24 protein-coding genes are annotated in these 26,829 nt (G+C 40.1%); 10 read left to right on the forward strand and 14 right to left on the reverse strand.

Going from position 1 to position 26,829, the window contains the following annotated elements; translation table 11 throughout:
• Positions 1-21 precede the first annotated feature (21 nt).
• The 3 genes from nth to NY014_RS11150 are packed head-to-tail and all read left to right on the forward strand — an operon-like array spanning position 22 to position 3,688.
• Entirely contained in the window at positions 22-693 is a 672-nt protein-coding gene (nth, locus tag NY014_RS11140) for an endonuclease III (RefSeq protein ID WP_259414660.1), read from the forward strand.
• Positions 693-2,468: an asparagine synthase (glutamine-hydrolyzing) gene (gene asnB / locus NY014_RS11145; RefSeq protein WP_259414661.1), complete on the forward strand. Its 1,776-nt coding sequence runs from the start codon at positions 693-695 to the stop codon at positions 2,466-2,468. The genes nth and asnB overlap by 1 nt, the downstream gene beginning before the upstream one ends.
• A complete protein-coding gene (locus tag NY014_RS11150) occupies positions 2,465-3,688 on the forward strand; it encodes a glycosyltransferase family 4 protein (protein WP_259414662.1) in 1,224 nt (407 codons plus the stop codon). The genes asnB and NY014_RS11150 overlap by 4 nt, the downstream gene beginning before the upstream one ends.
• Here the strand turns inward: NY014_RS11150 and gldB are convergent.
• Entirely contained in the window at positions 3,651-4,655 is a 1,005-nt protein-coding gene (gene gldB / locus NY014_RS11155; protein ID WP_259414663.1) for a gliding motility lipoprotein GldB, read from the reverse strand. The genes NY014_RS11150 and gldB overlap by 38 nt on opposite strands.
• A gap of 112 nt (positions 4,656-4,767) precedes the next feature.
• Here gldB and NY014_RS11160 point away from each other — a divergent pair, with 112 nt between their 5' ends.
• The 6 genes from NY014_RS11160 (at position 4,768) to NY014_RS11185 (ending at position 13,155) form a co-directional block, all read left to right on the forward strand.
• Entirely contained in the window at positions 4,768-5,772 is a 1,005-nt protein-coding gene (locus NY014_RS11160) for a radical SAM/SPASM domain-containing protein (RefSeq protein WP_259414664.1), read from the forward strand.
• A gap of 114 nt (positions 5,773-5,886) precedes the next feature.
• Positions 5,887-8,472: an SLBB domain-containing protein gene (locus tag NY014_RS11165; protein WP_259414665.1), complete on the forward strand. Its 2,586-nt coding sequence runs from the start codon at positions 5,887-5,889 to the stop codon at positions 8,470-8,472.
• The gene (locus tag NY014_RS11170; RefSeq protein ID WP_259414666.1) at positions 8,472-9,539 is read left to right on the forward strand and encodes a GumC domain-containing protein; all 1,068 of its coding nucleotides are present in this window, start codon (positions 8,472-8,474) and stop codon (positions 9,537-9,539) included. Before NY014_RS11165 ends, NY014_RS11170 begins: the two co-directional genes overlap by 1 nt.
• A 13-nt stretch (positions 9,540-9,552) precedes the next feature.
• Positions 9,553-10,842 carry an oligosaccharide flippase family protein gene (locus NY014_RS11175; RefSeq protein ID WP_259414667.1) on the forward strand — a complete coding sequence of 430 codons (1,290 nt, stop codon included), beginning with the start codon at positions 9,553-9,555 and terminating at the stop codon, positions 10,840-10,842.
• Entirely contained in the window at positions 10,835-11,758 is a 924-nt protein-coding gene (locus NY014_RS11180) for a glycosyltransferase family 2 protein (protein WP_259414668.1), read from the forward strand. Before NY014_RS11175 ends, NY014_RS11180 begins: the two co-directional genes overlap by 8 nt.
• Positions 11,749-13,155, forward strand: a complete 1,407-nt coding sequence (locus NY014_RS11185) for an O-antigen ligase family protein (protein ID WP_259414669.1) — start codon at positions 11,749-11,751, stop codon at positions 13,153-13,155. Before NY014_RS11180 ends, NY014_RS11185 begins: the two co-directional genes overlap by 10 nt.
• 4 nt (positions 13,156-13,159) lie before the next feature.
• Here the strand turns inward: NY014_RS11185 and NY014_RS11190 are convergent, their stop codons facing one another.
• The 7 genes from NY014_RS11190 to NY014_RS11220 all read right to left on the reverse strand — a co-directional run bounded on the left by NY014_RS11190 (position 13,160) and on the right by NY014_RS11220 (position 19,959).
• Positions 13,160-14,890: a glycoside hydrolase family 13 protein gene (locus NY014_RS11190; RefSeq protein WP_259414670.1), complete on the reverse strand. Its 1,731-nt coding sequence runs from the start codon at positions 14,888-14,890 to the stop codon at positions 13,160-13,162.
• Between the two features lie 80 nt (positions 14,891-14,970).
• Positions 14,971-15,282, reverse strand: coding sequence for a hypothetical protein (locus NY014_RS11195; protein ID WP_259414671.1), 312 nt, complete (start codon positions 15,280-15,282; stop codon positions 14,971-14,973).
• Between the two features lie 215 nt (positions 15,283-15,497).
• Positions 15,498-15,758 carry a hypothetical protein gene (locus NY014_RS11200; protein WP_259414672.1) on the reverse strand — a complete coding sequence of 87 codons (261 nt, stop codon included), beginning with the start codon at positions 15,756-15,758 and terminating at the stop codon, positions 15,498-15,500.
• A gap of 159 nt (positions 15,759-15,917) precedes the next feature.
• The gene (locus tag NY014_RS11205; protein WP_259414673.1) at positions 15,918-17,219 is read right to left on the reverse strand and encodes a serine hydrolase domain-containing protein; all 1,302 of its coding nucleotides are present in this window, start codon (positions 17,217-17,219) and stop codon (positions 15,918-15,920) included.
• Positions 17,220-17,296: 77 nt separating this feature from the next.
• A complete protein-coding gene (locus NY014_RS11210; protein ID WP_259414674.1) occupies positions 17,297-18,214 on the reverse strand; it encodes an alpha/beta hydrolase in 918 nt (305 codons plus the stop codon).
• A 107-nt stretch (positions 18,215-18,321) separates the two neighbouring features.
• Positions 18,322-19,053, reverse strand: a complete 732-nt coding sequence (locus NY014_RS11215; protein WP_259414675.1) for a hypothetical protein — start codon at positions 19,051-19,053, stop codon at positions 18,322-18,324.
• A gap of 87 nt (positions 19,054-19,140) precedes the next feature.
• Positions 19,141-19,959: a DUF6090 family protein gene (locus tag NY014_RS11220; protein ID WP_259414676.1), complete on the reverse strand. Its 819-nt coding sequence runs from the start codon at positions 19,957-19,959 to the stop codon at positions 19,141-19,143.
• Positions 19,960-20,136: 177 nt separating this feature from the next.
• Between NY014_RS11220 and NY014_RS11225 the strand changes: the two genes are divergently transcribed.
• Positions 20,137-21,657: a nucleoside hydrolase-like domain-containing protein gene (locus NY014_RS11225; protein WP_259414677.1), complete on the forward strand. Its 1,521-nt coding sequence runs from the start codon at positions 20,137-20,139 to the stop codon at positions 21,655-21,657.
• 101 nt (positions 21,658-21,758) lie between these two features.
• On the opposite strand, the gene NY014_RS11230 is transcribed toward NY014_RS11225, so the two are convergent.
• The 6 genes from NY014_RS11230 to NY014_RS11255 all read right to left on the reverse strand — a co-directional run bounded on the left by NY014_RS11230 (position 21,759) and on the right by NY014_RS11255 (position 26,527).
• Entirely contained in the window at positions 21,759-22,730 is a 972-nt protein-coding gene (locus tag NY014_RS11230) for a hypothetical protein (protein ID WP_259414678.1), read from the reverse strand.
• 145 nt (positions 22,731-22,875) lie between these two features.
• Complete coding sequence (locus NY014_RS11235) at positions 22,876-23,241, reverse strand: DUF2200 domain-containing protein (RefSeq protein ID WP_135072002.1); 366 nt, start codon at positions 23,239-23,241, stop codon at positions 22,876-22,878.
• 49 nt (positions 23,242-23,290) lie between these two features.
• On the reverse strand, positions 23,291-24,331 hold the full coding sequence (locus NY014_RS11240; RefSeq protein ID WP_259414679.1) for an alpha/beta hydrolase: 1,041 nt from the start codon (positions 24,329-24,331) through the stop codon (positions 23,291-23,293).
• A gap of 121 nt (positions 24,332-24,452) precedes the next feature.
• Positions 24,453-25,187, reverse strand: a complete 735-nt coding sequence (locus NY014_RS11245; RefSeq protein ID WP_259414680.1) for a hypothetical protein — start codon at positions 25,185-25,187, stop codon at positions 24,453-24,455.
• Positions 25,188-25,407: 220 nt separating this feature from the next.
• Positions 25,408-25,680 carry a DUF4242 domain-containing protein gene (locus tag NY014_RS11250; protein ID WP_259414681.1) on the reverse strand — a complete coding sequence of 91 codons (273 nt, stop codon included), beginning with the start codon at positions 25,678-25,680 and terminating at the stop codon, positions 25,408-25,410.
• Between the two features lie 412 nt (positions 25,681-26,092).
• Positions 26,093-26,527, reverse strand: a complete 435-nt coding sequence (locus NY014_RS11255; RefSeq protein WP_259414682.1) for a hypothetical protein — start codon at positions 26,525-26,527, stop codon at positions 26,093-26,095.
• Positions 26,528-26,829 lie beyond the last annotated feature (302 nt).

Genomic DNA, 26,829 nt, shown 5'->3' on the forward strand with positions numbered 1-26,829 from the left:
CCCAATCCAAGTTTAAAGTTCATGCTTAAAAAAGAGCGCTATCAAGCCTTTATCGATTACTTTTCCAAAAATATGCCGGTGGCAGAAACCGAGCTTGAGTATGAGAATCCTTTCCAATTACTCATAGCGGTAGTCCTTTCTGCACAATGCACCGATAAGCGGATCAACATGGTGACTCCTGCCTTGTTTCGGGACTTTCCTACCCCTGAACATTTGGCCGCATCAAATTTTGATGAGCTTTTTCCTTACATCAAATCCGTCTCTTATCCCAATAACAAAACCAAACATTTGCTCGGGTTGGGAAAGATGTTGGTGGAAGATTTCAATTCTGAAGTTCCTGATACGGTAACGGATTTAATCAAACTTCCGGGAGTAGGTCGAAAAACAGCCAACGTGATTACCTCCGTAGTTTGGCAGCAGCCGAATATGGCAGTGGATACCCATGTATTCCGTGTCTCTAAGCGCTTGGGTCTTGTTCCTATGTCAGCCAAAACGCCATTAGAAGTTGAGAAGCAATTGGTCAAGCATATTCCAAAAGAATATATTCATCAAGCTCATCATTGGTTGATTCTTCATGGACGCTATACTTGCTTAGCTCGAAAGCCAAAATGTGAAGAATGTAAGATTTCTTATTTCTGCCGATATTATGAAAAGCAGCACGGTCTGAAACCGGTTAAAAAATCCAAGAGCTAATGTGCGGAATCCACGTTGTTTGGGGAAAGGGAGCCAATGAAGAGGCTTTGAACGTCCTGATGGATAGTGCCAAGCACCGTGGCCCTGACCAAGAGGACAAATTAAGTCCTTGGCCCGGGATTTGGATTGGAGTAAATCGACTTAAAATCCTTCATCCTGGTCCCGAAGCGGATCAGCCATTTTGGTCTCCGGATGGGAATCACCTTCTAATCTGGAATGGGGAAATCTACAATTATCAAGATCTACGAAATCTCCTTCTAAAAATGGGAGTGGAATTTTTCACTCAATCCGACACGGAAGTACTCCTTCATTGGCTAAAGATTTTTGGGACTGCAGGTTTGGAGAAGCTTCAGGGAATGTTTGCTTTGGTTTTTGTGGATTTGCCTGCACAAAATATTCTGGTAGCTAGGGATAAAAACGGCGAAAAACCTCTCTATTATCACCAAACGCATGATTCACTTTTTATTTCTTCAGAGAGCAGAGGAATCGCCAAGTTGATAGGTTCTGCTGTGGATATGGTGCAGGTGGAATATTTTCATTACCTCCGTACCCCACAGCCTGGCAAAACTTTTTTCAAAGGAGTTAAAGAATGGAAACCAGCACGTTTTAGCCTCATTCGGGATCAATCTGCCTTTCGGTGGGATGATATTCCAAAGAAAAAAAAGTTAGAAAAAGAAAAAACCCAAAGCCGGTTTACCGAATTGCTAAAAGATGCGGTTTTGAAACAGTTTCATGCCGATGTCCCAATTGGAATGCTCCTAAGTGGAGGCTCGGATAGCACCTTGTTGTATGCTCTTTGGTATTATGAAACAGGAGTTCCTCTTCCTGCTTTTACTGCCCAATTTGAACCGGCAGTCCAAAAGAACTACGACGATTGTTTAGCTGTAAAAAGGCTTCACAAAAAGATTCCTTTTGATCAAGTTTCTGTGGATGTTAATCAATCAATTTTTCGTGACAACTGGGAAGATTATCTCCAAAACCTTGATTATCCTGTTGGGGATTCAGCGAGTTTCTTGGTTTGGTTGATCGGAAAAAAGGCCAAAGAATCTGTAAAAGTACTGATTTCCGGTGCTGGGGCTGATGAACTTTGGGGTGGGTATCAGCGGCACAAGGCGTTTCATACTTACTTGAATAATAAAGAGCTTTTGTTAAAGATTTCTCCCTTTGTGGGAAAATTACCTATTGGGAGAAATTGGAATAAGTTTTTCTCTGGAATCGATTCTGATCCAAGGAAGACTTTTTTGAATTTTTCAGCTTTGGAAACTCTTTCTTCAGATTTGTTTGAAGACTATGAAAGGGTTTTCCGGAAAAAACTTCCCCTCTACAAGCAGATGCTGGACTTTGATCGACAAATCTACTTGGTGCAGGATATTCTGAAAATTCAAGACAATGCATTGATGGCTCATGGAATTGAAGGTAGATCTCCTTATCTGGATCAGGAGATGATGAATTTTTGGGAGCAAATTGAAAATGAGGAGGACTTGATCGGGAAAAAGTGGATTCGTCAAAGTTTGCAGGATTTGGAATTGGGTTGGGTAGCCGATCGCAAAAAATTGGGATTTGGACTTCCGCTCTTGGAGTGGCTGAGCGAGAAAAATGAGTTTTCATCTTGGGTCTTTTCCATTGTTCAGGAATTTGGAATTACCTATCAAAAGGAGTTGCCAGAGGTGACGAAAACCATTTTGTCCAGACCTCAGGACTTTGTGAAAACGCACTTTTTGACCATCTATAATTTCTTTCTTTTGGCCGAATGGCTGAAATTGCAAAAGCCATGAGGATCTTTTATATCCACCAATATTTTCGCACCCCTGATGAAGGTGGGGCTGTACGCTCTTACCATCTGGCAAAAGGATTGGCAGAGGCAGGTATTCAGGTCGAAGTCATCAGTGGGAAGAATATTCGACATTACGATCAGCAATGGATCGATGGCTTTAAAGTCCATTATTTGCCCGTTCCTTATGATCAGCGTTTTGGTTTTTTTCGAAGGGTTTTGGCCTTCCTCGAGTTTGTCAGGAAATCCCGTCGATTATTGAAGAAACTTGGTCGAGCAGACCTTCTGTACGTGAGCTCGACTCCTTTGACTACTGGCTTGATTGGACTTTGGGCAAAGAAGCGATTGGCTACGCCCTATATTTTCGAGATTCGGGATATTTGGCCGGAAGCACCTATCCAAGTGGGTGCTATTAGAAACCCCCTTTTGATTCGAATGCTTCGCAAATTTGAAAAGAAGGTTTATGATCAGTCCCTATCTCTCGTGGCCCTTTCACCGGGAATTGCCAAACATGTCAGGCAGGTAAGTCCTCAAAAGAAGACGAGCATCATTCCCAATTTTTCAGATTTGGATCGATTCTTTCCCCAGGAAAAATCCAAAAATCTTCTTCAACAGTGGGGTTTAAAGGACCAATTAACGATTGCTTATGCGGGTGCATTAGGTCAGGTAAATGGAGTCGAGGAATTATTGGATTTGGCAGAGCTGGCAAAGGGAAAACAAAAAAACTGGCAATTCCTGATTATGGGAGAAGGAAGTCATCGGGAATTATTGATTCAGAATGCTGAGCAAAGGGGCTTGGATCAGGTCCGTTTTTTTCCTTTTGGGTCTAAAGAAAATGTAAATGAATTGCTTTCTTTGGCAGATTTCGCTTGGATTTCCTTTGCGCATTTGCCGGTTTTAAAAACGAATAGCCCAAACAAATTTTTTGATGCTTTGGCAGCTGGTAAGGCCATTTTGGTGAATCATAAGGGATGGGTTTTCCAATTGGTGAAGCAACATCAGCTTGGAATTAGTTGCCTTCCAGGAAAGATGGATCAGTGTTTTCAGGAATTGGAAAAACTGGAAGATGATAGGACTGCTATTCTCCAGATGCAAAAAAATGCCCGAAAATTGGCTGAGAACTATTTCCGAAAAGAATTGGCTGTCAAGCGGCTTTTATCAGTCATCCAACCTGAAAAGCATCCTCCTATGCAGGGGGACGAGGTCTATATCCTGACTGCCTGAAAATTTCCTCAGCATTACTATTTCGCATCAAGTCAGGCAATGGGACTTCTTGATTAAAAACATAATCATCTACGATATTCCAACCTAGCCAACGCCCCAATCGACCCGGCGCGGCAGTACTAATTGCATCTGTGAATGGTGCTTCACCCATGTATTTTCTTATCTCAAAGGGGTTGGTTTCATAGAGCAATTCATTTTCTACAAAATGAGCCCAAATGTATTCCTCGTTTGCAAATGACTCGGCAATCTGATCCGGAGTATAGCCAATTATAAACTGGTCTGAAGTGCAGGGAAGTATTGCTTTGGTGAAATGGTAGGATTTTCCATAGTAAATCATTTCTGCCAGCATGGAATTATCTCGTGGATCCGTCTGATTGTATCGAGAGGATATGGCCGTCACAATCATGGGAACTATGTAGGCCTTCTCATAGCGCTCTGCCATGTAGCGTGGCAATTCAGGTTGGAACGAATGACTAGCCGGCAAGAAATAGTCCAAACCGATGACAATTAATTCCTCTGTAACAAGCAGATCTGAATTGAAACCAGAGACGAAAGTATAGACTTTCGGTGCCTGAAAATCCGGGAAATAATGTCGGATGTACTTAAAGGCATTTTCCAACTCTTCTTCCACATCGGAGAAATCCTCAAAAACAACCTGAACAGAATCATTCAATACCTGCATCGCCGAATCTTGATGGATTTCCAGCAAATCCGAAGTCAAGGAATCCATGGAATTATACAGGTCAGCTTGAAGATAAATTTTGGTGAACTCAGGATACTTTTCCAGTAGATATTGAAAATCTTCTTTTGTATCAGCTCTAAAAAACTCCTGCTCTAAGCGAACTACCTCTACCTCTAAATCTTGAGAAAGAATGTCCGAATCCAGTTCGCAGGTTTCGTTTTTGCTTCCACATGAAAAGAGAAGCAGCAGCATGCATCCGATTCCAAGAAGTGATAGTTTGTTCATAATTGGAAAGTTTGATTCAAAAGTAAGGATTTCAGGCTTTTTCAAAGGAACGCGAGTACCTACTTTTAAGTATACCTTTGGCGCTTCGTTTTAGAATGATTTATTTTCTGTTGTGAAAAATCAGATCCTGACTGCTTTTGCCTTTTTTCGACTTCTCACCTGGACTAAGGTCTGGAATATTTTTCTTTTAGGCACTTCTTTTCAAATCAGTAGAATTCTTAAGAGGCCTATTGTATGGGGTAAACCAACTACCCTGAGTATAGAGCCCACGACGAGCTGTAATTTACGCTGTCCGGAATGTCCTTCAGGCTTACGGTCATTTACACGTCCAATAGGTATGCTTCAGACAGAGCTTTTCCAATCGGTTATTCATCAGGTAAAGGACCATCTAACTTGGCTGCATTTATACTTTCAGGGGGAGCCTTTTTTACATCCGCAATTTTTGGACTTGGTCTCTTTTGCTCATTCGCAAGGAATTTTCACCTCTACTTCTACCAATGCACATTACCTGGATGAAAAGCGAGTGGATAATCTTCTCAAAAGCGGGTTACGTCAGTTGATCGTTTCTATGGATGGAATTACTCAGGAAGTTTACGAGCAATATCGAGTTGGAGGAAAACTTGAAAAAGTAGAACAAGGCCTCCGACTTTTACTTCAAAAGCGAAAAGAATTCGGTCAAAAATTCCCGCGAGTAGTCCTTCAGTTTTTGGTGACAGGACAAAATGAGCATCAAATTCCTGCTTTGAAAAAATGGGTAAAAGAATTAGGCGTAGATGAATTGCAATTAAAAACCACCCAGATTTATGACTTTGAAAATGGATCTGAGTTGATTCCTTCGGAATTGGGCTATTCCCGATATGTACCGGATGGAAAGGGAAAATGGAAGCTGAAGAAAAAGATTAAAAATAAATGTTGGCGCATGTGGCAAGGAGCAGTGGTAACCTGGGATGGAAAAGTCGTACCCTGTTGCTTTGACAAGGATGCCCAGCATGTGATGGGAAACTTCAGTTCGGAGACTATGGATCAAATTTGGAAATCAGCTCCTTATCAAGCATTTCGAGGGCAATTGCTAAAGGATAGGACACAAATTGAAATTTGTAAAAACTGTACAGAGTAAGGTAAGAAGCCCTCAAATCACTAGCTTTTTGTAACTATTTTTGGTTTAAAGAGGAATTTCATGGATTTTTAAGTCGCATATTTGCTTGAAATTCACCCAGGTCTGCATTTTCACATGAGGATAACTTTACGCTTTTCTTATTTTTTCCTGCTTTTTGCCCTTTTGGTTTTTGGGACTGTTTCCACAACAACGGCGCAGGAGAACGTTGACATTCGCACCATTCAAGTGGATGAACTTTCGGATCAGCAGATTCAAGAGCTGATTCGCAGAGCAAATGAAGCAGGGCTTAGCACTTTGCAATTTCTTCAGATGGCAGAAATGCAGGGCATGCCATCCGCTCAAGTAGATAAGCTTCGGCGAAGATTGGAAGAACTGGATATGAGTAGCACAAGCGGCCGACAAAGTATTGCTTCGAAGAGAGCTCCAAGACAGCAAGTTGATTTCAATGAAATAACCCGAGGAATCTATGAGCCTCAGGAGTTGATCAAATCCGAAAATCCGGAATCCAATATTTTCGGAGCAGATCTTTTTTATCAAAAAAACCGAAGATTAAGCTTTGAGCCCAGTCTGAATCAGGCCACTCCAAAAAACTATGTTTTAGGGGCCGGGGATATGGTTTATGTGGATATCTATGGAGAATCCGAGCAATACTACGAAGCCACTGTTAACCCAGATGGATTTGTTCTGCTAGATAATATTGGTCCGGTTGCCGTTTCAGGTAAGACTATAGAGGAAGCGACCGCAATTATCAAAAATCGAGTAGGTCGCTATTATCCAAGCTTGGTGAGTTCCAATCCCACCACTTTTTTACAGGTGACCTTAGGTAATGTTCGAACTATCAAGGTGCATATTCTTGGGGAAGTTCGACTGCCAGGAACGTTTACCCTTAGTGCCTTTTCTACGGTATTCAATGCACTCTATGCTGCAGGGGGTCCAAATGATAATGGAACCATGCGTGGAATTAAGGTGGTGAGAAATAACCGTCAGATTTCCGAAGTCGATGTTTATGATTTATTGATTGATGGGACGGCAGGATTGAATCTTCAGCTTCAAGATCAGGACGTTATTTTGGTTACTCCCTACGTTTCAAGAGTTGAAATTTTCGGAGAGGTAAAGAGGCCATTGATTTTTGAGATGAAGGAAGGGGAAACTTTAGAAGAATTACTACGCTACGCAGGAGGATTTACAGATGAAGCTTTTCAAAACCGAGTAGCGATTTCCAGAATTACTGATAATCAGCGATCCGTATCAGATGTATACCAAAACCAATTCGGGATGTTCCTTCTTCAAGGAGGTGATCGAATTACCGTTGGAAGAGTTTTGGATCGATATAGCAACCGCGTTCAAATCAAAGGCGCTGTATACAGAGAAGGAATTTATGCACTAGCAGAGGGGTTGACACTTTCCCAATTGGTTAAGAATGCTGAGGGTTTACGAGGAGATGCTTATTTGGAGCAGGCAAGTATCCTGCGAACCAAAAATGACTTGAGTACCCAAATGATTCAGGTTAATCTGCGAGAAATTTTAAATGGAACGGCACCAGATATTGCATTGCAGCGGGAAGATGTGGTTCGAATTTCCAGCATATATGATATACAAACGGAGCAATATGTTCAGGTTTTGGGAGAAGTGATGAAACCTGGAGTTTATCCGTATTCTGAATCCATGACGGTCGAGGAGTTGCTTATTTTGGCAGGGGGACTCGAGGAATCTGCAAACCCCAATGACATTGAAATTGCAAGGAGACTGGAAGATTCAGACTTAGGAACGTTGTCTGATATTATTCCCGTGAAGGTAAATCCTGATTTATCTCCTTTAAGTACACCACAAACTTTACAGCCATTTGATCAGGTGATCGTGCGGAAGAAAGCTGCCTTTACCATGCAAAAGCTTGTCGCAGTCGAAGGACAGGTTTACTCTCCTGGAATATTTGCAATTCAAAGTGCTGGAGAGCGGATTTCAGATTTGGTGAAAAGAGCTGGAGGTCTCAATCAATTTGCCTATGCAAAAGGTGCTACTTTAATCCGTAGAACAGAATTTTTTAATACGGAATCCGAACAGATTCGAAGACGGAGAAATCTGGAATCTCTTCGTCTGCAATTATTAAAAGACCCGAACAACTCAGAGGCACAGGAAGAATTATTGCAGCGATTATTCTCGGATTTGTCCATGGATGAGAATCCTGTGGATACCCTAATTGCTCAGACCAAAAAGGAATCCTTGGATCAGATCGCTTCTGAAACGCCGGGATTCGCTGTGAAAATAAAGGAGACTGAAGCAGTAGCCATAGATTTGGAAACCATTTTAAAAAACCCGGGATCAGAAGATGATTTGATTTTGGAAGAAGGAGATATTTTATCGGTTCCAAAATTATTGCAAACTGTTCGGATGCGGGGAGATGTGGTATATCCGACCACCCTTCGATTCGAAAGAGGAAAAAACCTGAAGCACTACATCAATGGAGCCGGTGGATTTGAAAGACGGGCAAACAGGAAACAAACCTACGTGGTCTATGCCAATGGGGCTGTAAAACGAACCAAGGGATTTCTTGGTATTCGAAGCTTTCCATCAGTAGAGCCAGGAGCAGAAGTAATTGTTCCTACCAAAGGTCCTAAACCTCCTCTTCGCCTAGGTGATGTAGTTGGAATCACTACTGGATTAGCGACTTTGGTTTTGGTTGTTTCACAAATCAACTTGTGATGAATTCAAATAAGCATTTTTCGGATAATCAGTTTACCCTGAAGGAAGTCATTCAAAATCTTCGTGAGTGGCTGCTTTTTTTCATTTCCAAATGGAAAACCCTTGTTATAGCAGGCGTAATTGGGCTGGTTTTAGGTGCTTTGGTTTCCATTTTCAAGAAACCGGTATTTCATGCTGAGACTTCTTTTGTTTTGGAAGAAAGTGATGGAGCTAGCCTTAGCCAAATGTCTGGATTGGCTTCATTGGTAGGAGTTAATTTGGGTTCTTTGGGAAGTACGAGTGGATTGTTTCAAGGAGACAATATCATGGAGCTTTATCGCTCAGACCGGATGTTGGGTGAGACCCTTTTGAGTCCTTTTTCTCAGGATCAGCTGTTGATTGATCGCTATGTGGAGTTTGAAGAATTGGATAAGAAATGGGCTTCCAAAGTCGATATTCCTTCTATGGATTTTTCAATTCCTCGAGATCAATTTTCGGTTGCTCAGGATTCGGTGGTACAGCAGGTTTCCAAACGAATCAGGGAGAATCAGCTTTCTGTAGCTAAGCCGGATCGTAAGCTCAGTATCATTCAAGTAAGTATTTCTTCCAAAGACGAACTCTTTGCGAAGGTTTTCAATGAAACGTTGGTAGAAAAAGTCAATACATTCTATCTCGAAACCAAAACCAAGAAAACGGGCGAAAATCTGGAAATCCTTCAAACCCAAGCGGATTCGGTCCGGGCTATTTTGGATGAAAGTATCGCTGAATATGCCTCAGCCACAGATGCGGTTCCTAATGTAAACCCACTTCTAAATACCGCTCAGGTAGAAAGCCGCAAGCGACAAATCGATGTGCAGGCAACGGCTGCTGTATATCAGGAAATTGTCAAAAATCTGGAAATCGCCAAGGTCAATCACCGTAACAATTCACCTTTGATTCAGATTATTGATTCGCCACGTTTGCCATTGAAGCGAAGTGAAATTCGGCTAGTCAAGGGCATGGTTTTGGGAGCGATTATTTTGGGCTTGCTGACCTTATTTTATCTTTATTTCCGTCGCTTGTACCAAAAACATGTGCAGGAAAGCTAAAACCTAGGCTGCCATGTTTGAAAAACTAGCACTTCTTCCGCTTAGTAATTTTATCCGCAATAAGTCTATTCAGAACTTTTTGTTTTTGGCGGTGATTCAGTCTTCTAATGTGCTGATTTCGATTATTTCAATGCCTCTGCTGATACAGAGTATAGGTGTAGATCAATTTGGATTAGTAAACCTAGCGCTGTCTGTTATCATCCTGCTAAATATTCTGGTAGGCTTTGGATACAACCTCAGTGCTCCCCGGGAAGTTGCCGTCAACCAAAATGATAAAACGGCCTTATCTCATTTGGTCTCCAATGTTTTCTCTGCGAAATCAATTTTAGCAGCCATTGCTACGGTATTGATATTGGTTGGAGCTTTTGGGTTTAATTTATTTCAGGAGTATCGGATGATTCTGGGTTTTTCATCTCTTCTGCTCTTTTCTGAAGCCACCTTACCGCTTTGGTTTTTTCAGGGAATGGAAAAAATGAAGTTGGTTTCAATCGCCAATATTTTCTCCAAATTGCTCTTTTTGATGGGGATTGTCCTCTTTATCCATTCTCCTGAGCAAAGTAAATGGGTCAACTTCATGATGGGTTTTTTCGGGCTTTCGATCAATTTGCTCTTATTGATTTATATCCATTCCTTTTTGGGAATTCGTTTCTACAGACCGGAGTTTTCAGCTATTTGGAAAAGTTGGAAAGACAATTTGCTCCTTTTCTTTTCCAATCTGGCCAGTCATATTTCCATCAATGGAGGCTTGATTATTTTGAGTTTTTTCTCTGTTGCAGAAACCCTTGGAATGTACAGTTTGGCCGAGCGGGTAGTGATGGTTTTGCGTCTTTTCCCTGCCCTGATTATTCAGGCCATTTTTCCTAATGCTTCCAAACTTCACAAAGAGGATCCTCCTCGCTTTTTTAGCTTTTTGAAGAAAGTATATCTCAGAGTACTATTGGCGGGAGCAGTTATTGCCGCAGGGGCTCATTTTTCTGCTCCATGGATTATTCAAGTACTTTCAAAATCTAAGCTAGAGGAGTCAATTCTCTATCTAAAAATATTAGCGGCAGTTCCTTTTTTGGCCTGTCTGAATGTTGGAAACATCACCTTGCTTTTGGTTGCAGACCTAAAAGAGTTGCTTTTCAAGGCGAGTTGGATGATGTGTGTCTACATGCTGATTGTATCCACGCTACTTACCAGCATAATGGGAGGGATAGGCCTTTGTATCGGTATCATTTCGACTGAAGTGATCGTGTTTTTGATTTGCTTGGTGCTTTTATTCCGACATAAACGTGAATTAGTCCGGGGATTTTATGCCTAGTCCATCTGTTGCCATCATTTTAGTCAATTGGAACGGGATTTCTTTCACCCGAGCGTGTTTGCAGTCTTTGCAATCTTTGGATTATCCCAACCATGAAATTTTTGTGGTTGATAATGGTTCTGAAAACCCAGAAGGTGCTCAATTGAAAGAGGAGTTTCCACACATTCACCTTCTTGAAACTGGGAAAAATCTAGGTTTTTCTGGAGGGAATAATGTGGGAATTCGGAAAGGTCTAGAATTGGGGTTTAGCCATATTTTATTACTCAACAATGACACGGAGGTGGAGGCAGATTTCTTGGGAAAAATGATGCATCAGTTTTCTCAAAACCCCAAACTTGGAGTTCTTCAACCTCTAATTTGTTTTTTGCATGAGAAGCAAAAAATCTGGAGCGCAGGAGGTAAATGGCAAAAAACACTTGGAAGAGCTATCACCTTGGGAGATCGGCAAAACATCCAAGATTACTTGATAAAAACGGAGCAATTGGATTGGGCGACGGGTTGTTGTATGCTTGTCAAGCGAGAAGCGATTTTGGAAACGGGACTGCTAAATGAGCAGTATTTTGCCTATTTCGAAGATGTGGAATGGTCTTTACGGATTCGCGAAAAAGGATTTGAAATTGGCTTGGTTGCGGATGCTAAGATTTATCATGAAGCAGGTGCCAGTTCCAAGAAAAAGCATGAGGAGGGAGTGTTGAGTCCGCAGGTATTTTATTATCACGTTCGAAATCAGTTTTTCCTTCTTCGTTCTAATAATTCCCTCCAAACGCTTCTAGGGTTTATTTATCATTTTGGAAGATTTACGCTTTGGCTGATATATTTTTTGCTGAGAGGCAGGTTCAAAAAGCTGAAGGCTGTTGCAAAGGGAATACGAGATGGGTTGAATGTCAAACTTAAACCTGCACCCACATGGCCTTAATATTTTTCATAGTAATGGCCTTGGCTGTTGGGGCTGGGTTTCTTTGGGTTTTGCAGGAGATGCTTTTCAAAGGAAAGTGGAATTATTTCATCTATTTTCTAGCTGGATTTTTACCCTTTTATATCACCACGCTTAGTGTGGTCTATTTGGTTACCCGGTCCACAGAGGCGGTTGCAATATTTCAGGTTCTAAAAGAATTGGTGGTCATTATTGCGGTATTGGTTTTTGTGCTTTATCAACGAAAGCCAGCCCAATATCCTATTCGTTTACTTTCTACTGACTGCATGTTTTTGGGCTTCCTGGCTTTAGCCTTTCTGTATTTGTTTCTGCCTTTGGGAGAAGCATCATTTATGAATAAGCTACTGTATTTTAAGACTATGCTTATTCCAGGCCTGGTCTATTTTTTAGGGAGAAATACACGTTTTGATTGGGTAGAAATTCGCCGATTATTCCAGATAATTTTCATTGTGGCAATAGGAGCTTTTCTTGTAAACTTGGTTGAAAACTTTCTTTTAAACGCCCACTTGCAGCAGTTTACGGGCTATGCTCTGTATAATCAAGCAATCAATGATATTGACCCAACCGGTAATTTTGGATTGACATGGACTTTCGAAACTCAGGCAGTCACAAAGCGATTGGCTAGTTTTTTTTCGGACCCATTGGAAATGGCAAGTTCGGTTTTGATGGGTTTCGCAGCGGGATTAATCTGGTTTTTGACCAATAAAAAAGAAACCAACTGGCTCTATTTGTTGGTGATGGCTTGCTCCCTGGGAAGTTTGATTTTCTCTGCCTCGAGAGCTGCTTTTGGAGCCTTTTTCGTGATGATCTTTTTCATTGCTTTAGTCTTTCGATTATATAAACTCATCGGTTTAGGGTTTTTGAGTTTGGTAGGTTTTGGGATTTATGTGGTCTTTTTTGCATCTGAGGATTTTTACTATTTCGTAGTCGATACGCTAACTTTTGAAAATACATCCAGTATTGGTCACGTGGTGGAATGGCTCCTTGCCTTAGATTCTATGATCGCCAATCCATTCGGAATAGGTCTGGCAATGAGCGGAAATGTGGGTAGCGTGACTGATGATTTACGAGTAGGAGGCGAAAATCAATTTTTGATTTATGGGGTCCAATTGGGTTGGCTTGGGATGTTTTTATACCTACTTACATTGGCCACTGGTGTAGTTTTGAGTCTGCGGGTTTTCTATCAAACGGATGACACCATGACAGCCCGAATCGCATTTGTGGGTGCAGTAACTAAAGTAGGGTTACTACTTCCCCTTTTCACCGCAAATGCAGAAATGTACACTTATGTGGCTTGGTTGACTTGGTGGATGCTTGGTTACAGTGTTAGAGAATACAGTGCTATTTCTTCCAATAGCTTGAAACTGCAGGCTGAATAGGCGTTTATTTGATTTTCAAAATGACAGCCTGATAAGGCTTAAGATTAAACATGGATCCTTCCCGATCGAAAGTATCGTAATTGTCGATGACTGTGTCTACATCTCCAAATTCCGGAAGATCAATGGATGAGGTTTGATCTGAAAAATTCAGTAAGACAAGCATTTTTTCTTCACCCAAGGTTCTGGAATAAGCATAAATATTTGGATGTTCCTTTTGGATCAACTCATAATCACCATAGACCAAAACAGGGCTTTCTTTCCTCACTTTGGTCATTTTTCGGAAATGGTTCAAAATGCTGTTTGGGTCCGAATCTTGAGCGGCTACATTGATTTCTTTGTAGTTTTCATTCACCCTTTTCCAGGGAGTTCCGGTCGTAAACCCTGCATTCTCTGAATCATCCCACTGCATGGGTGTACGGCCATTTTCACGGGAACTGTAATTCAATACTTTCATGAATTCCGTTAAATCCTCCCCATTTGCCACAGCGGTTTTGTATTTGCCAATAGCCTCTACATCCACGTATTCTTCAATGTTTGGCATATCGATATTGGTCATCCCAATTTCATCCCCATAGTACGTGTAAGGTGTCCCACGCATACTCAATAGGAAGGTGTTTAACATTTGCGTGGAAGGAGTACGGAATTCAGGACTTGGGTTTCCAAAGCGATTGACCAACCGGGAATTGTCATGATTGGAAAGGAAAATGGCAATCCAGCCTTTTTCTGAAAAGGCACTATCCCATCGACTGAATACATCCTTAAACTGTGATAAGGTATAACCTTCAGGTGTTCGTGACATATCCACTGATTCAAAGTGATAAGCCATTTGTAACTCTTTCCGTTCAGCATCCACCAAATCATGGGCATCCTGGAAAGTACTTCCTGCTCCCTCTGCCACTGCAAATACATCGTATTTCTCAATTACCTCCTGATTCATTTCTTTCAGGTATTCATGTAATTGGGGACGCATTCCATACCATTTGATGAAATCTTTTTCATGTCCTTCGGGAAATTCCGGCCATGTCGTATCCTTACTGGCAAACTGAAAAGCATCCATCCGGAATCCATCGACCCCTTTTTCAGCCCAAAACTTCATGATATCATAGACTTCCTGGCGAACTTTGGGATTTTCCCAATTCAGGTCCGGTTGCTCCTCTGCAAAAGTGTGGAGGTAGTAGGCGTCAGTTAAAGAATCATATTCCCATGCTCCTTCGGGATCAAAAAGACTATGGCGATAAGGAGGCTCACCTTTTTCTGCTGGCCACCAATGGTAATAATCCCGATAAGGATTATCTCTGGAACTTCTTGATTGTAAAAACCACTCGTGTTGGTCGCTGCTGTGATTGACTACAACATCCAGGACAAATTTGATCCCGCGCTCATGCATTCCATCTAGCATTCGCTCAAAATCTTCCATTGTGCCATAGCGAGGAAGGATGCCTCGGTAATCACTCACATCGTAGCCATTATCTACTAGCGGAGAATCAAAAAAGGGATTCATCCAAACCATTGTTACACCGAGACTTTGGATGTAGTCCAGTTTTTCAATGACCCCATTTAAATCCCCAAACCCATCTCCATCCGTATCCTTGAAGCTTTGTGGATAGATTTGATAAAGAACTCCTTCCTTCCACCAGGAGGCTTCTTCTAAAGGGGCAGCTTCTTCTACTACAGGGGCGCTTGTGCAGCTAACTACCAAAAAGGCTATCAGGAGCTGCCAAAGAAATTTCTTCATATGGATTTCTCTTTATGGAGATTGTTGGTTGATTGAAAATATGGAAATCAGTAAACCGAATAATTTATTACTGGGATTCTTTATTTGGATTCCTTTTTAGAAATGATAAGATCGTAGATTTTCTTCAAGTTGTCTTTATTCCAAAAGCCTAATTCATATTGCTTAATAGATGATAAATTCGCCAAGACAGGCTCTTGATTTTTAAGTTTAAACTCTAGGGTGTGTTTAGGATATTTTTCCGCAAAGTTTCTATCAAAGTCAATATCAATGGAATCATAGGAGATTTTTATGGGAGGCAGTTCTTCATCAAATCTAACAATGGAGATAATCAGATGGTCTTCATTGAAACTTATGTTTTGGATATAAAGCTTTGCTTTTTTCAAGCAAATCATAAAAAATACAACAAGGCTTATAATCAGGACAAGTTGAAGAAGTATGAACAAATCGACGGAAAAATTTCGTTTGGTAAGAATGAGAATTTCTAAAATCAAGAAAAAAATTAGACCTAAATACAAACCAGATTGAATAAATAATCTTTGAGCAAATTTGGTCTTATAGGACTTGATTTCATCCATACGTTCATTTCAAAGTTAGATTAAACAGGAATTTAAAGGTCAATCACACCTTTTGGCAATGCATGAAAGCCTTCAGAAATTACGGCTTGTTCGATGTCTTTGATAGGAACCATCTGGGATGTCTGTACGGTAAACTCCTTAGGGAAAACCTCTTGATTTAGAGTGACTTTTTCTACTCCTTCCATTGCCAATAATCTATGGCGGATTTGCTCTAAATCTTTGGCTTCCTTCGCATTTGTTTCAAATACTTTTCCCTGTTTACCCGGAATTACTTTGTCTGATAAAATACTCATGATTTTGAAATTTTATATTCTATTTTTTCCTCTATTGAGAAAACAATTTTAGTCTTTTTTAAGTGCAGGATTTTTAAGAATTCATACCCTCAGGACCCTGCATTAACTTTACTTAAGTTAGCATTTTTAGTGGAATAATGCGAGGAATTTAGGTTTCCTTTATTGCCGTTTTCCCTTTACAGAAATTCCCTTCCAGCCCATCATTACATCATATGATCCTTCCTCATTTGGGATAAACTCAAAAGATTCTGGTTCCTTTGGGTTTTCAAAAAAGACGGTGGGAGATTCTGCCTTTAGGCTTCCGATTTTTTCATTGTCCTGAAAAACCGCTATTCCATTTTCTTCCACTTCTACCCGTAAAATCAATCCATCAAAATCAGCGAAGAAATAGGAGCCAGCATATTTCTCCAGAATATCTGGGGCCACATCTATAGCAATACGATTAAGTTCCTTTGGAATTTCTACTAATTCAGAATCAAGGATTTTACTGACATCTTCAATGGTTTTGAAAAAAGGCATATCATCAAAATTAGCCAAAAGGACAAAGCGGAAGCCTTTTTCTAAATCAGTATACACCTGAGCCCGGATACCTTTCGATCCACCATCTTTTGCAATGACACCTGCTTCATTTTTCATTGCTGAAGCATAAGGTTCTTTCTCTAGAGCTTTTTGGAATCTGTCCAAATCTGCAGCAGTCGAATAAAAACGAGCTGTTTTAAATTCATCCTCCAGAATATTCGGAACTTGAACAAGAGAAGTGTCTTGTAGTACATGATTTTTTGCTGGGTTTTCTAAGCGCTTGTTATTGGTATAAAAATGAGCCCCGCTGTGATCCATTTTTAAAGGGACAAAGATTTCATCCACAACACATTGAGAGAAAGGCTTGCCGTAAATCTGTGAAATGACTTCATAAAGTAATTCATAACCAACATTCGAATATTGGGCATCTTCGCCAGGATCAAAAAGTAAGGGTTGCTTTTTGGCAAGTGCTACAATTTCACTAGGCTCTAAATCAAACTCATTCCCTTCCAAATCTAGAAGTTCTCTAGGCAAGCCGGAGGAGTGGTCTAATAGCATTTTGACCGTGATCTGATCTCCTTTTGGAAAATCAGGAAAAAAGCGATTGATCGGATCCTCTTCTGATAGTCTGCCTTCTTCTTCCAGTTTGACAATAAGGTAGTGAGTCATCAGTTTGGCTACCGAATGAATATCAAATTGACTTTCAGTACTCACATAGGTACTGCTATTAGGATTTGGAAATAGGTTATAGGCCTTGTCTAAAATAAGGCTATCATTTTTGTAGGCTAGTATTACCCCATTGAACTCCTTGAGGTCGGTTAATGCCGTGAAATAGGCATCTAAATGTTGGGAAATTGGGTTTTCGGAGACTTCTATTTTTTCGGTTTCGCTAGTACAGGAAGCAATAGCCAAACCTAAAAACAGCAGAAAAATCTTTCTCATTGTTTACTTTCTTCTTTTTCCAAAAGTATAGGAAATTATCGAAAGGAAGCAAAACGAAGGTTTTCCTGTATTTGTCCCTATTCAGCAGTAAGAAATTTATTTACATCTAGCCAGTGGATAAAGGCATCAAACCAACGATTACTAGTCCGGTTAGGGTTTCCAAGGCCGAATCCATGACCGCCGTTTTGGTAGAGATGAAACTCAACAGGGATTCCTGCTTTATACCAAGAATCTATTATGCCGAACTGCCCCCTAAAGAGGAAGTCATCGGTAGCGATAACGTTGAACATGGGAGGGGCCTCTTTCGGAACTTCCACTGGTCCCATTCCTCCATAGATTGGACCAATAAAGGCTAAGTCCATGGTTTTGGAATGGAGAGTAGCATGCATGGTAAGGCCGGCTCCTGCTGAGAACCCGATCATTCCTATTCTTTTAGTGTCGACTCCCCATTCTTCGGCTCGTTCAAGAATAAGAGCAAAAGCAGCTTCGGCATCCTCTAGCTGGTTGGAAAGGTCCACTTGTAAAAGATTATTGCTGGAATTTCCTTGGGAGTTTTCTGAAGGGGCTGGTCGAGGGCGATTCATCCAAGCCGAGAAATCATCAAGGGATTCAGGTGTCGGGTGAAGGCGGTATTTTAGCACAAATGCGGCAATTCCCTGCTTTGCCAAAGCCTCCGCAACTTCCCATCCTTCATTTCCCATGGATAGCCATCGGAAACCTCCACCTGGTGCGACTATTACGGCGGCTCCATTTGCGGTACCTGGTTCAGGTAAAAATGGTGTCAAGGTAGCAGTTGAAATATTTCGTGCCATGGGATCTCCCCATTGGCGAAACCAAGTTTCAGGAGAAGGTTGATCTTCAACACCGCCGGTTCCAAGCAAAATGGCGTTTGGTTCAGCGGGAGCTTCGAGCGGATATATGGTTCCATCTTGAGCTTGTGCAAATGCTGCAAATGAAAGTAGGGCAGCTAAAATTGTTATTTTGGGTAAGTTCATAGGTGTGTGAGAGTAGTAAATAGCATCAATGATAGAAAGATAAAAATATTTTTTGGTGAGGAAAAAGCTGAAAACTTCTCGGCCTGAGTATGATTTTCAGTTATTGATTAACCCTTGATAAGAGTTTTCAATAAATGTTGTACCGTTTCTGATCTTCCAAGCGGTTCCAGAAAGCAAGTATAAATATTGATCCCCACTGCTAGAAAGGTTCCTGGATGTTTCAGCTTTTTAAATTTCCAAGCTGTCAGCAGTGTCAAGCCGATGATAATTGCTTGTGCGAAATAAACAGGCACCATGATATCAATAATGGGCCAATCATCTATGTTCATCCCAACATATACATTTTGAATTCCGCGTGCCAAGGCTGGCATCATGATTATAAATACCGTTGAAATCAACCACCAGGCATGGTCTTCCAGATTTTTTCTTTGGAGTATGCTTTTGATCACAGCGTATCCAAAAGCAATGATCATGGGAATTTCCACAGCAGCAACCCCGAAGAAAAACCAGGGCTCAAAAGGCCCAAACAGATCGGTCATTTCTGTAGCTCTTTGGGTAGTTGCGATATCCCTATACATCATGCTAAAAGCTGTGATGCAGACGCCTCCAGCTAAAAACATTCCGATGATACCATTTGTCCTATGCTTTTCTAATTGTCCATGGGTGGCATAATAGGGTTGAATGATCAAATAGAGATACCAAATCGTCCCGGTCCAGTAATGAACATGAACAGACCAGGCATTTTCCGAAAAATCTCCCCAATAGTCCAAAAAAATCCCAAACTGCATGAATACCATTGGGATAATCATCCATTTATGTAAGTCTTTATATTTCTCCATTTTCTTTTGGTTAAAGGTTAAAAGTGAGGTTATTAATACTAATCATAGGTACCCTACCATCAGGGTTATTTATTTTGGAGGAATTCGTTAATTCCTTAATAGATCTTGTTCTTCTTGAATAAGTTGGATTAACTCCAAGGCCATTTTTTTGGCGTTTTGGGTCCAGACGCAATGGTAATTCACCTCCAGGGCAAGATATCGTAAATGATGTTCTACGTCCTTTTTTCCTTTTATAATCCCCAAAGGATCCTCTAAATCAGAGACGTCAAGCGTAAAAATTCCATACTTGTCACGAAAAAAGCGCGTGGTTTCATTTGCCCATTCTTCATGCTCCTCGATAGCATACCCTTCCAGCCGTTGGGCTAAATAGCTGTAATAATTCCCAATTTTAGTTTTCAGGTTGGTGTTTTTGATATGAGAGAATGAGCCCGTGGAATAGAGTTCATTAATTACTGATTTGTTTAAAGAAACGCCACCAAATCCACGGCCCAGCAATTGGAAGGAGAGATTTGTAAAATCTCGATTTACAGTATCTGGGTAAGGATTTGGCCAAAGCCGGCTTGAAGGATCATTTTTGGATAAATCCACCCAATCAAGCTCTGTAAATCGCTTTGTATTTAATTCTGAGTGCTCTAATAAGTAAAAGATCCCTCTTAGCCTTGTTTTGTTAAAATTGGTGCTACCATCAAATGAGGCAATGTCATTATTCAAATCATCAATTAAGTTGCTTAAAAAATTCAGTGTTTCTTTTTGGGTGGTTCGATTTGTATTCCAGTTGTTTATGGAGAGAGCGATCAAAATTCCGATTACAACGAGTAATATTTCCCCAACAGCATATTTCAAGTACCTGCCGATTTTATTTTCGGAAATCAGATTCTGTCTAATTCTTCGGAGAAATTCAATCATAAAAAATGCTTGCCGGTTAGATGTAATTTAAAAAATTATTTGAAAATCAGTGACTTATATTCGGCTTTGATTTTCAAGATCCATGGCTTATTTATCGGAATGTCATTCAATAAGAAGATATTACAAAATGGGAGTTTCCTGTCATTTTACTATTTTGAAGGCTTTACAACCAAGCCTATGAAATATCTTCTCTTCCTTTTCGCTCTATCATTAGCTCTTTCTTGTCAACCCAAACCCGAAACAATTTCAGAACCTGTTTCTGAGCAAAAAACAAAACCCAGAACCATTGTCACGACAGATGGGGAGATTGATGATGTGGATTCATTTATCCGCATGCTTCTGTATGCTAATGAATTCAGAATTGAGGGCTTAATTTATTCCTCTTCTATGTGGCATTACAAAGGGGATGGAAAGGGGACCTTATTCACCTCTGAAATGGAAATGACCAAGCGCATTTATGGGGCAATTCCAGATTTGCGATGGCCGGGGACCGAATGGATGAATCCACTTTTGGATGCTTATGAGGAGGTATATCCCAAATTAAGTCAGCATGCGGAGGGCTTTCCAACTGCTGATCATTTGCGTAGCATGGTCCGGGTTGGGAATATTGATTTCGAAGGGGAAATGGAAAAGGATACTCCCGGTTCCGATTATATCAAAGAAAAGCTCTTAGATGATGATATGGAGCCTATTTACCTTCAGGTTTGGGGTGGTACGAATACTATCGCAAGAGCTCTTAAATCAATAGAAGATCAGTATAAGACAACCGCAGAATGGGAATCGATTTATCAAAAAATAGTGGACAAGGCTATCATTTATGCGATTTTAGATCAGGACGCTACCTACGGGAAATACATCGCACCCAATTGGCCTGACATTAAAATTTATTATAACTCCAGCCAGTTTTGGTGCTTTGCCTACCCTTGGAAACAGGCGGTGCCTGAGTTACAGCATTTCTTGTTTGAAGGAGATTTTATGGGAAATGAAATCATTAACAATCACGGTCCACTGCTTAAGCAATATTACAGTTATGGAGACGGGCAGAAGCAGGAAGGGGATGATGAACATATACATGGAGACCCAACTAAGTTAGAAAACGCTCAATGGGGGACTTTTGGAATATATGATTTTATCTCTGAAGGGGATTCGCCCGCTTATTTGCATCTCATAGATGTAGGTCTAGATAATCTCAATCATCCCGAATGGGGAGGTTGGGGAGGCCGATTGGTTCAATCAGTCGAACAACCGAATCGCTGGGAAGATGGAGCCGCTGTTTTAGATTATAATCCATTTACCGATACTCTTGATGCTACTTATCCTCAGATTCGTTGGATTCAGGCAATTCAGGAGGATTTTGCGGCGCGAGCAGATTGGTGCGTGATGGACTATGCTGAAGCCAATCATCCTCCAGTGGTTGTGGCCAAAGGATCCAATCGAATTCAAAGTCAGCCAGGTGATGAATTGACCATAGAGGTAGAAACTTCCGACCCGGATGGAGATAGCTTGGAAACCAAGTTTTGGATTTACAAAGAGGTAGGAACTTACACTGGAGATGCAAAACTTTCTCCCCAAGGAAATCAAGTTCAGATTCAGCTAGATGAAGAATCGAAAGGATTTTTACATGTGATTGCTGAGGTGAAGGATTCTGGTGTGCACCCTATGACTCGATATGCTCGATTTGTCATTGAGGTGAATTAATATTCTGGTAATAACTAAGCATGGGCTTCGACTTCGCTTAGCCTAACAAGACAATTGTTTTGAAACAGTCTTTTTTTTCTTTTCTAGAGCGAGGAAAATACCTATTGAGTTATCTCGAAAACTTTCAGGAGCTTTTTCCCGGAGGTATTCGGTACTTCGGAAATGAAAGCATATTGGCCTGGGACTAGTTGGGCTGAAAAATAACCAGTTTCACCTGCAGGCATATCGTTGACTCCGCCTAGGAAAATCACTCCTTCCGGGGCGGGTTCTATCAATCCTTTCGGATCTCTCCAGTCCATCCATGCCTCCAAATCTTGAAGGTTGGCGTCATCCTGCAGTCTCACCAGATTCAGGTCATGACTGACAAAGTTTTCATGAATCATTTGATCCGAAAAATGGACTCCAAAGGTATAATTTCCCGGAACAGAAGGAGGATCCACCGTAATTCCTGATTCGCCAGAAAGGTTAATAGTAATATCTGCTTTTGGCTCTGATAAAGATGAAACTTCTTCCGAAACCACCAATTTTTTAATCATTCCCATATTGGTATGGAACATTCCGGTATTCATTTTTACATAACATTCCACGAAGTAGGTCCCCGGATCCAATTTTAGAGTTGATTCTGTGGTTACTTCTGGAGAAACCAATCCTACTCCCCCTCGCCATACCACTTCTGAAAACCAAGAAGGGAGGTTAGCAAATTCGGCAAATCCCTCATCGGTGTTTCCTTCATTGAGTAGTGTCATCCCATTTCCAAAAACCGGCAGAACCCGTGCTTTGATAGAATCTAAGGTAATTCCATCCGGGTAGTCATCAATCAGGATGAAATGGGTTTGATTGGAGTTATTGTGATACCTCCAGGTATACCAACCCGAGGGAATGGTATCCGGCATTTGAAAATCCATGGTTTCTGTAACTATCTCCATGATTGGAGGAGCTGGAGCCTCTTCTTCAGAAGCTGTAGTCTCTGTTTGAGTGCTAGAACTGCAGGACTGGATTCCTAAAAAAGCGATGAATAGGGCTGGGTAAATGATGGCCTTCAATGAGCGGGACAGTGTTTGGGTGGATTTCATAATTGCATGGGTTAAGTTAAAAATCTAATTAGCCAAAGAATAAAACCGACGTTTAACTAATAGCAGCATTTAAGTGCTTAGAGATCAGTTCTTCTGAAAATACAAAAATCAATTAAAAAAGTCTAATTATAATCCTTTCAATATTTTACTCTGATCGTAAAATCTTTTCCATTTTCTTTCCCTTTGCTAACTCATCTACCAATTTGTCGAGGTATCTGACTTGTTTGGTCAGTGCATTGTCAATTTCTTCAATTCGATAGCCGCAAATTACTCCTGTAATCAGTTCAGCATTCGGGTTCAATTTTGCCTTTTGAAAAAATGTCTCAAAAGTTGCTTGCTCTTGAATAAGCTCATTCAATTTTCCCTCGTCAAATCCGGTAAGCCATTCTATCACCTTGAGAAGTTCTTCTTTTGTTCTTCCCTTCTTTTCCACTTTTGAGAGATAGTGGGGATAAACAGAACCGAATTTCATATTTGCGATTCGTTCATTGTGTTCTGGGGTAACCTTCATAAAAAGAGGTGTTTTGTCCTTTCAAATTGATTTTTTTATAGTGTTTTTATCAATCTTCCTCATCAAATTCCAGATAGAAATCAAAGAAGGGAAGCATTTGATTGGGGATGCGGCCGTCTTTGGTATATATGTTATTTACATGTGTTCCTATGTATTCTTCAGCAAAATGTTTGATACCAACATTTTCTAACCGTTGGCTGAACATTTCACATTGAATGGTAAAGCGATCTCCTGCATTTCTTCCCCAATCCATTTTTATAGCCTTAAGCTTTTGGAGGTTTTCCAGGTTTTCATCGATCATATGTAGGGGCATATTATCATACCATTTTTGTAATACATCTTGATGGACGATGAGTTTATCTCCTTGATATTCAAAAGGGAAATCGCAGAAAAATGGAGCTTTATCTGGATTAGGTGACCAAGCACGACCAAATGCAAGCATGACTTTTCCAAAATAGGTTTGGTTCAATTCTTCAATTGTGGAAGATGCGGACACTTCCCTAAAGGTGTCGCTATTTGGGCCATATTCTCTGACAATAGTCAATGCACCGGGGCTCAAAGCATAGACGGTACTAAAGATATCAGGATGATGCATAGCGATTTTTAGTGCACCATATCCTCCCATGCTATGCCCGGTTATTCCCCTACTTTCACTTTTTGGGATTGTTCGGAAATTGGAATCCACATATTCTACTAAATCAAAAGCAGTGAAGTCCTCCCAGTTACCAAATAGTTCACTATTGCTATAAAAGCTTCCTTCATAGGTGGTTTTTTGGTCAGGGACAACCAGTATAAACGGACGTATTTTGTTTGTTTCAATAGCAAAATCTAGGATTTCTGACATAAAACCCAGCATACGATTATCACCTGTAAATCCATGTAAAAAATAAATCACTGGGTAAGATTGATCACTTTCATGATAGCCCGGTGGAAGATATACAGAAACTGCCCGATTGGGATTTTCTCCATATTCATTTTCGAGGTTTTTGGAATAGATTGTATCTGTTACAACTTCTCCCTTTTTACTTTGAGAAAGAACAAAAGAGGTAAAGCTTAAAAATAGGAAAGTAAGGACTAGAAGTTTTTTCATGATCAAGGTTTATGGCTACTTGGTTATCAATAAAACAAAACAGGAATTTTATGGATGGGTATTTTGCTTAAGAGACCGTTAAAATTTAATTGGGTTTTTTAAATACTATAATTATTTCTTATCACCTTAATCCTAGAAACTCTATAATAGACCTGTCTAATTGATATTCTATCCCTAACGTTATAAGCGGAATGATAAAAATTAGTATTAGCAAAATGATTATTGAGATCAGATATAATCTCCTATACCTAATCAGGTCATAAATTATCAAGGAAATAGGAATCAGGAAAAGAAATATGATAAAGTTTAGAGCCGGATGGAATTCTTCAAGATTGAATGGACGCATGAAACGATCTAAAGCAGGGGCTAATAGGAAAACACAAGCACCAAATAATGCTCTCTTGTGAACATTGGGATTTTTTCGTTTGATATACCCAATGAGAATCAAAATGGCTGAGCTGAGGTTAAGGTACAAGTTTCCGAGAATCAATCGGCCCGTATTTTTAACTGTCCTAACAACTCCATAATATGATTCTTTTCCATCAATTACTTCCCCAGACATCCTAATCAGCACATTAAAATTTGCTAGTGCAACTAGGAAAGCCAGGATAAACCAGCCTATGCCATTCTTTTTATGGTTAATCAATTTCCCTTTTGCAATCAGAAAGTTTTGATGGAAAAAGCCTAAAAACCAGAGAAGCATTAGAGCCCCGTGTAGTATGAAATATGAAGGAATTCCAGTTTCTTTAAATAGAGGCCTAAGTAAGAAGCTGGGAATAAAACCGATAATTGTAATTAATAAGAAAAGTGAGCTCCAGATAAAAAAGAAATTAAATCTACTTTTTCGGAAGGTCATTTTATTTGAGGTTTGATATAAATTCAGCTAATCAATTCTTGAATGGGGTTAAATATCAAGGAAGGTTTACCTCCATATTGATCTTCATTTAAGAAAAAAGCTGATACCTGAGCTTTCGCAATAGCTTTGGATTGATACTATTATCCCCTCTCCCCTTTGCCTTTTAGGGGTATTCGGGTTCGGATTGAAGAATCAATTTATTTTAGCCTAAATATTTAAATTACTCGGCTGTTGTTGGGTCAATAATAGTGGAAACCCTACTGACTTTATTCGCGGGAAACCCTCCTTGTTTTGCATGCTCACGGACCATTTCTTCATTTGGAGCATTATAAATACAATAGATTTTATCATCAGCCACATAACTGTGAACCCATTGAATTTGAGGCCCCATTTGGTTTAAAACACCACAAGATGTTTGTGATATACCTTTTAATTGGTCAGGAGTCAATTTCCCTGCTCCCGGAACTTCTCTTTCGATTACATACTTTGGCATAATTGAAAATTTATTTGAAGCTTACTCTGTTCGGTTTTCAGCATCCCCGTTTACTTGTCTATGTAGGTCTATTACTTATATGTATGGTTAGCTTCATAACCCTCCATTTATTGGTTTGAAGGATTGAGTTCTCCTAGGGCATACATAAAGATTATATTACAGTTATTGCTACTCTGATAGCCAAGGAGTCCTAGTATTAAACTTAAAATCTTTCTCCCCTTTCAAATAAAAAGGAGTTTTCAGAGTGCACTTGGTAAATGCCAGGATTCTTGGGTTCTTTAAGATACTTCACAAAAAGTGACTGTTTATCAGAAAGTTAACCCTAATCAATTTAAAAAAAATATTGTAAAAACCTATTAATCGAATCCAAATCCCTTTAGGATGGCATCAAAAGACGCAGATACTCAACAATTCAAAACCTATGAAGAATCTTATTTGAAATAGCCTTCCTAATTAGCAGCAACAAGAGTAAAGAAATAAATCCTCCTATAAGTGTTCCATAAATATCCTTCCAATCAAAGACACCTCGAGGTAAATAGGGTTGGGCAATTTCATAGAGGATATAGCCAATCACAATGAACCAGATCACATGGAAAGCTTTCTTTCCGGGGGAGTTTAAAACCGCCAATGTGAAAAAAATCTGTACGATTACTCCACCGGAATTGCCAATACTGTCCGCAATTCCAAAATCATCAATTTGATTGGAGTAGATAAAGGGTCGGTAAATATTCCTTCCAATTTCGGTCAAAAAGAAGAAAAAGACTGCTATTCCGAAATAAATAACCCGAAACCGATCAATGGTTTTAATAGATTCTTTATCCGTAAATAGGTTCTTTTTCTCGGTCATTTTTTGTTTTTAAGCAAGTTGCCAAATAATTAGTAATTCAAACTTATTAGCCTGAAATTTTCTTTATGGCGGTATCTGTTAAGACTATGGAATCATTCTGAATAACAATTGAAGGGCTTTGGATATAGATATGGCAATATATACCAGTGATTTTTCAACCTTATCAATGGTAGAATATTCATACGAGAATACTTTTTTCACCAATTCTAAGACTTGGCTAAAAATTAACCTTAGCCTTCAAGGAGGTGATAGGTATAGAAGTGTCATATAAATGCCTTATCTTCTGTTCATTAAGATAAGTT

This window comes from Algoriphagus limi, from assembly GCF_024919275.1.
Lineage (GTDB): Bacteria > Bacteroidota > Bacteroidia > Cytophagales > Cyclobacteriaceae > Algoriphagus > Algoriphagus limi.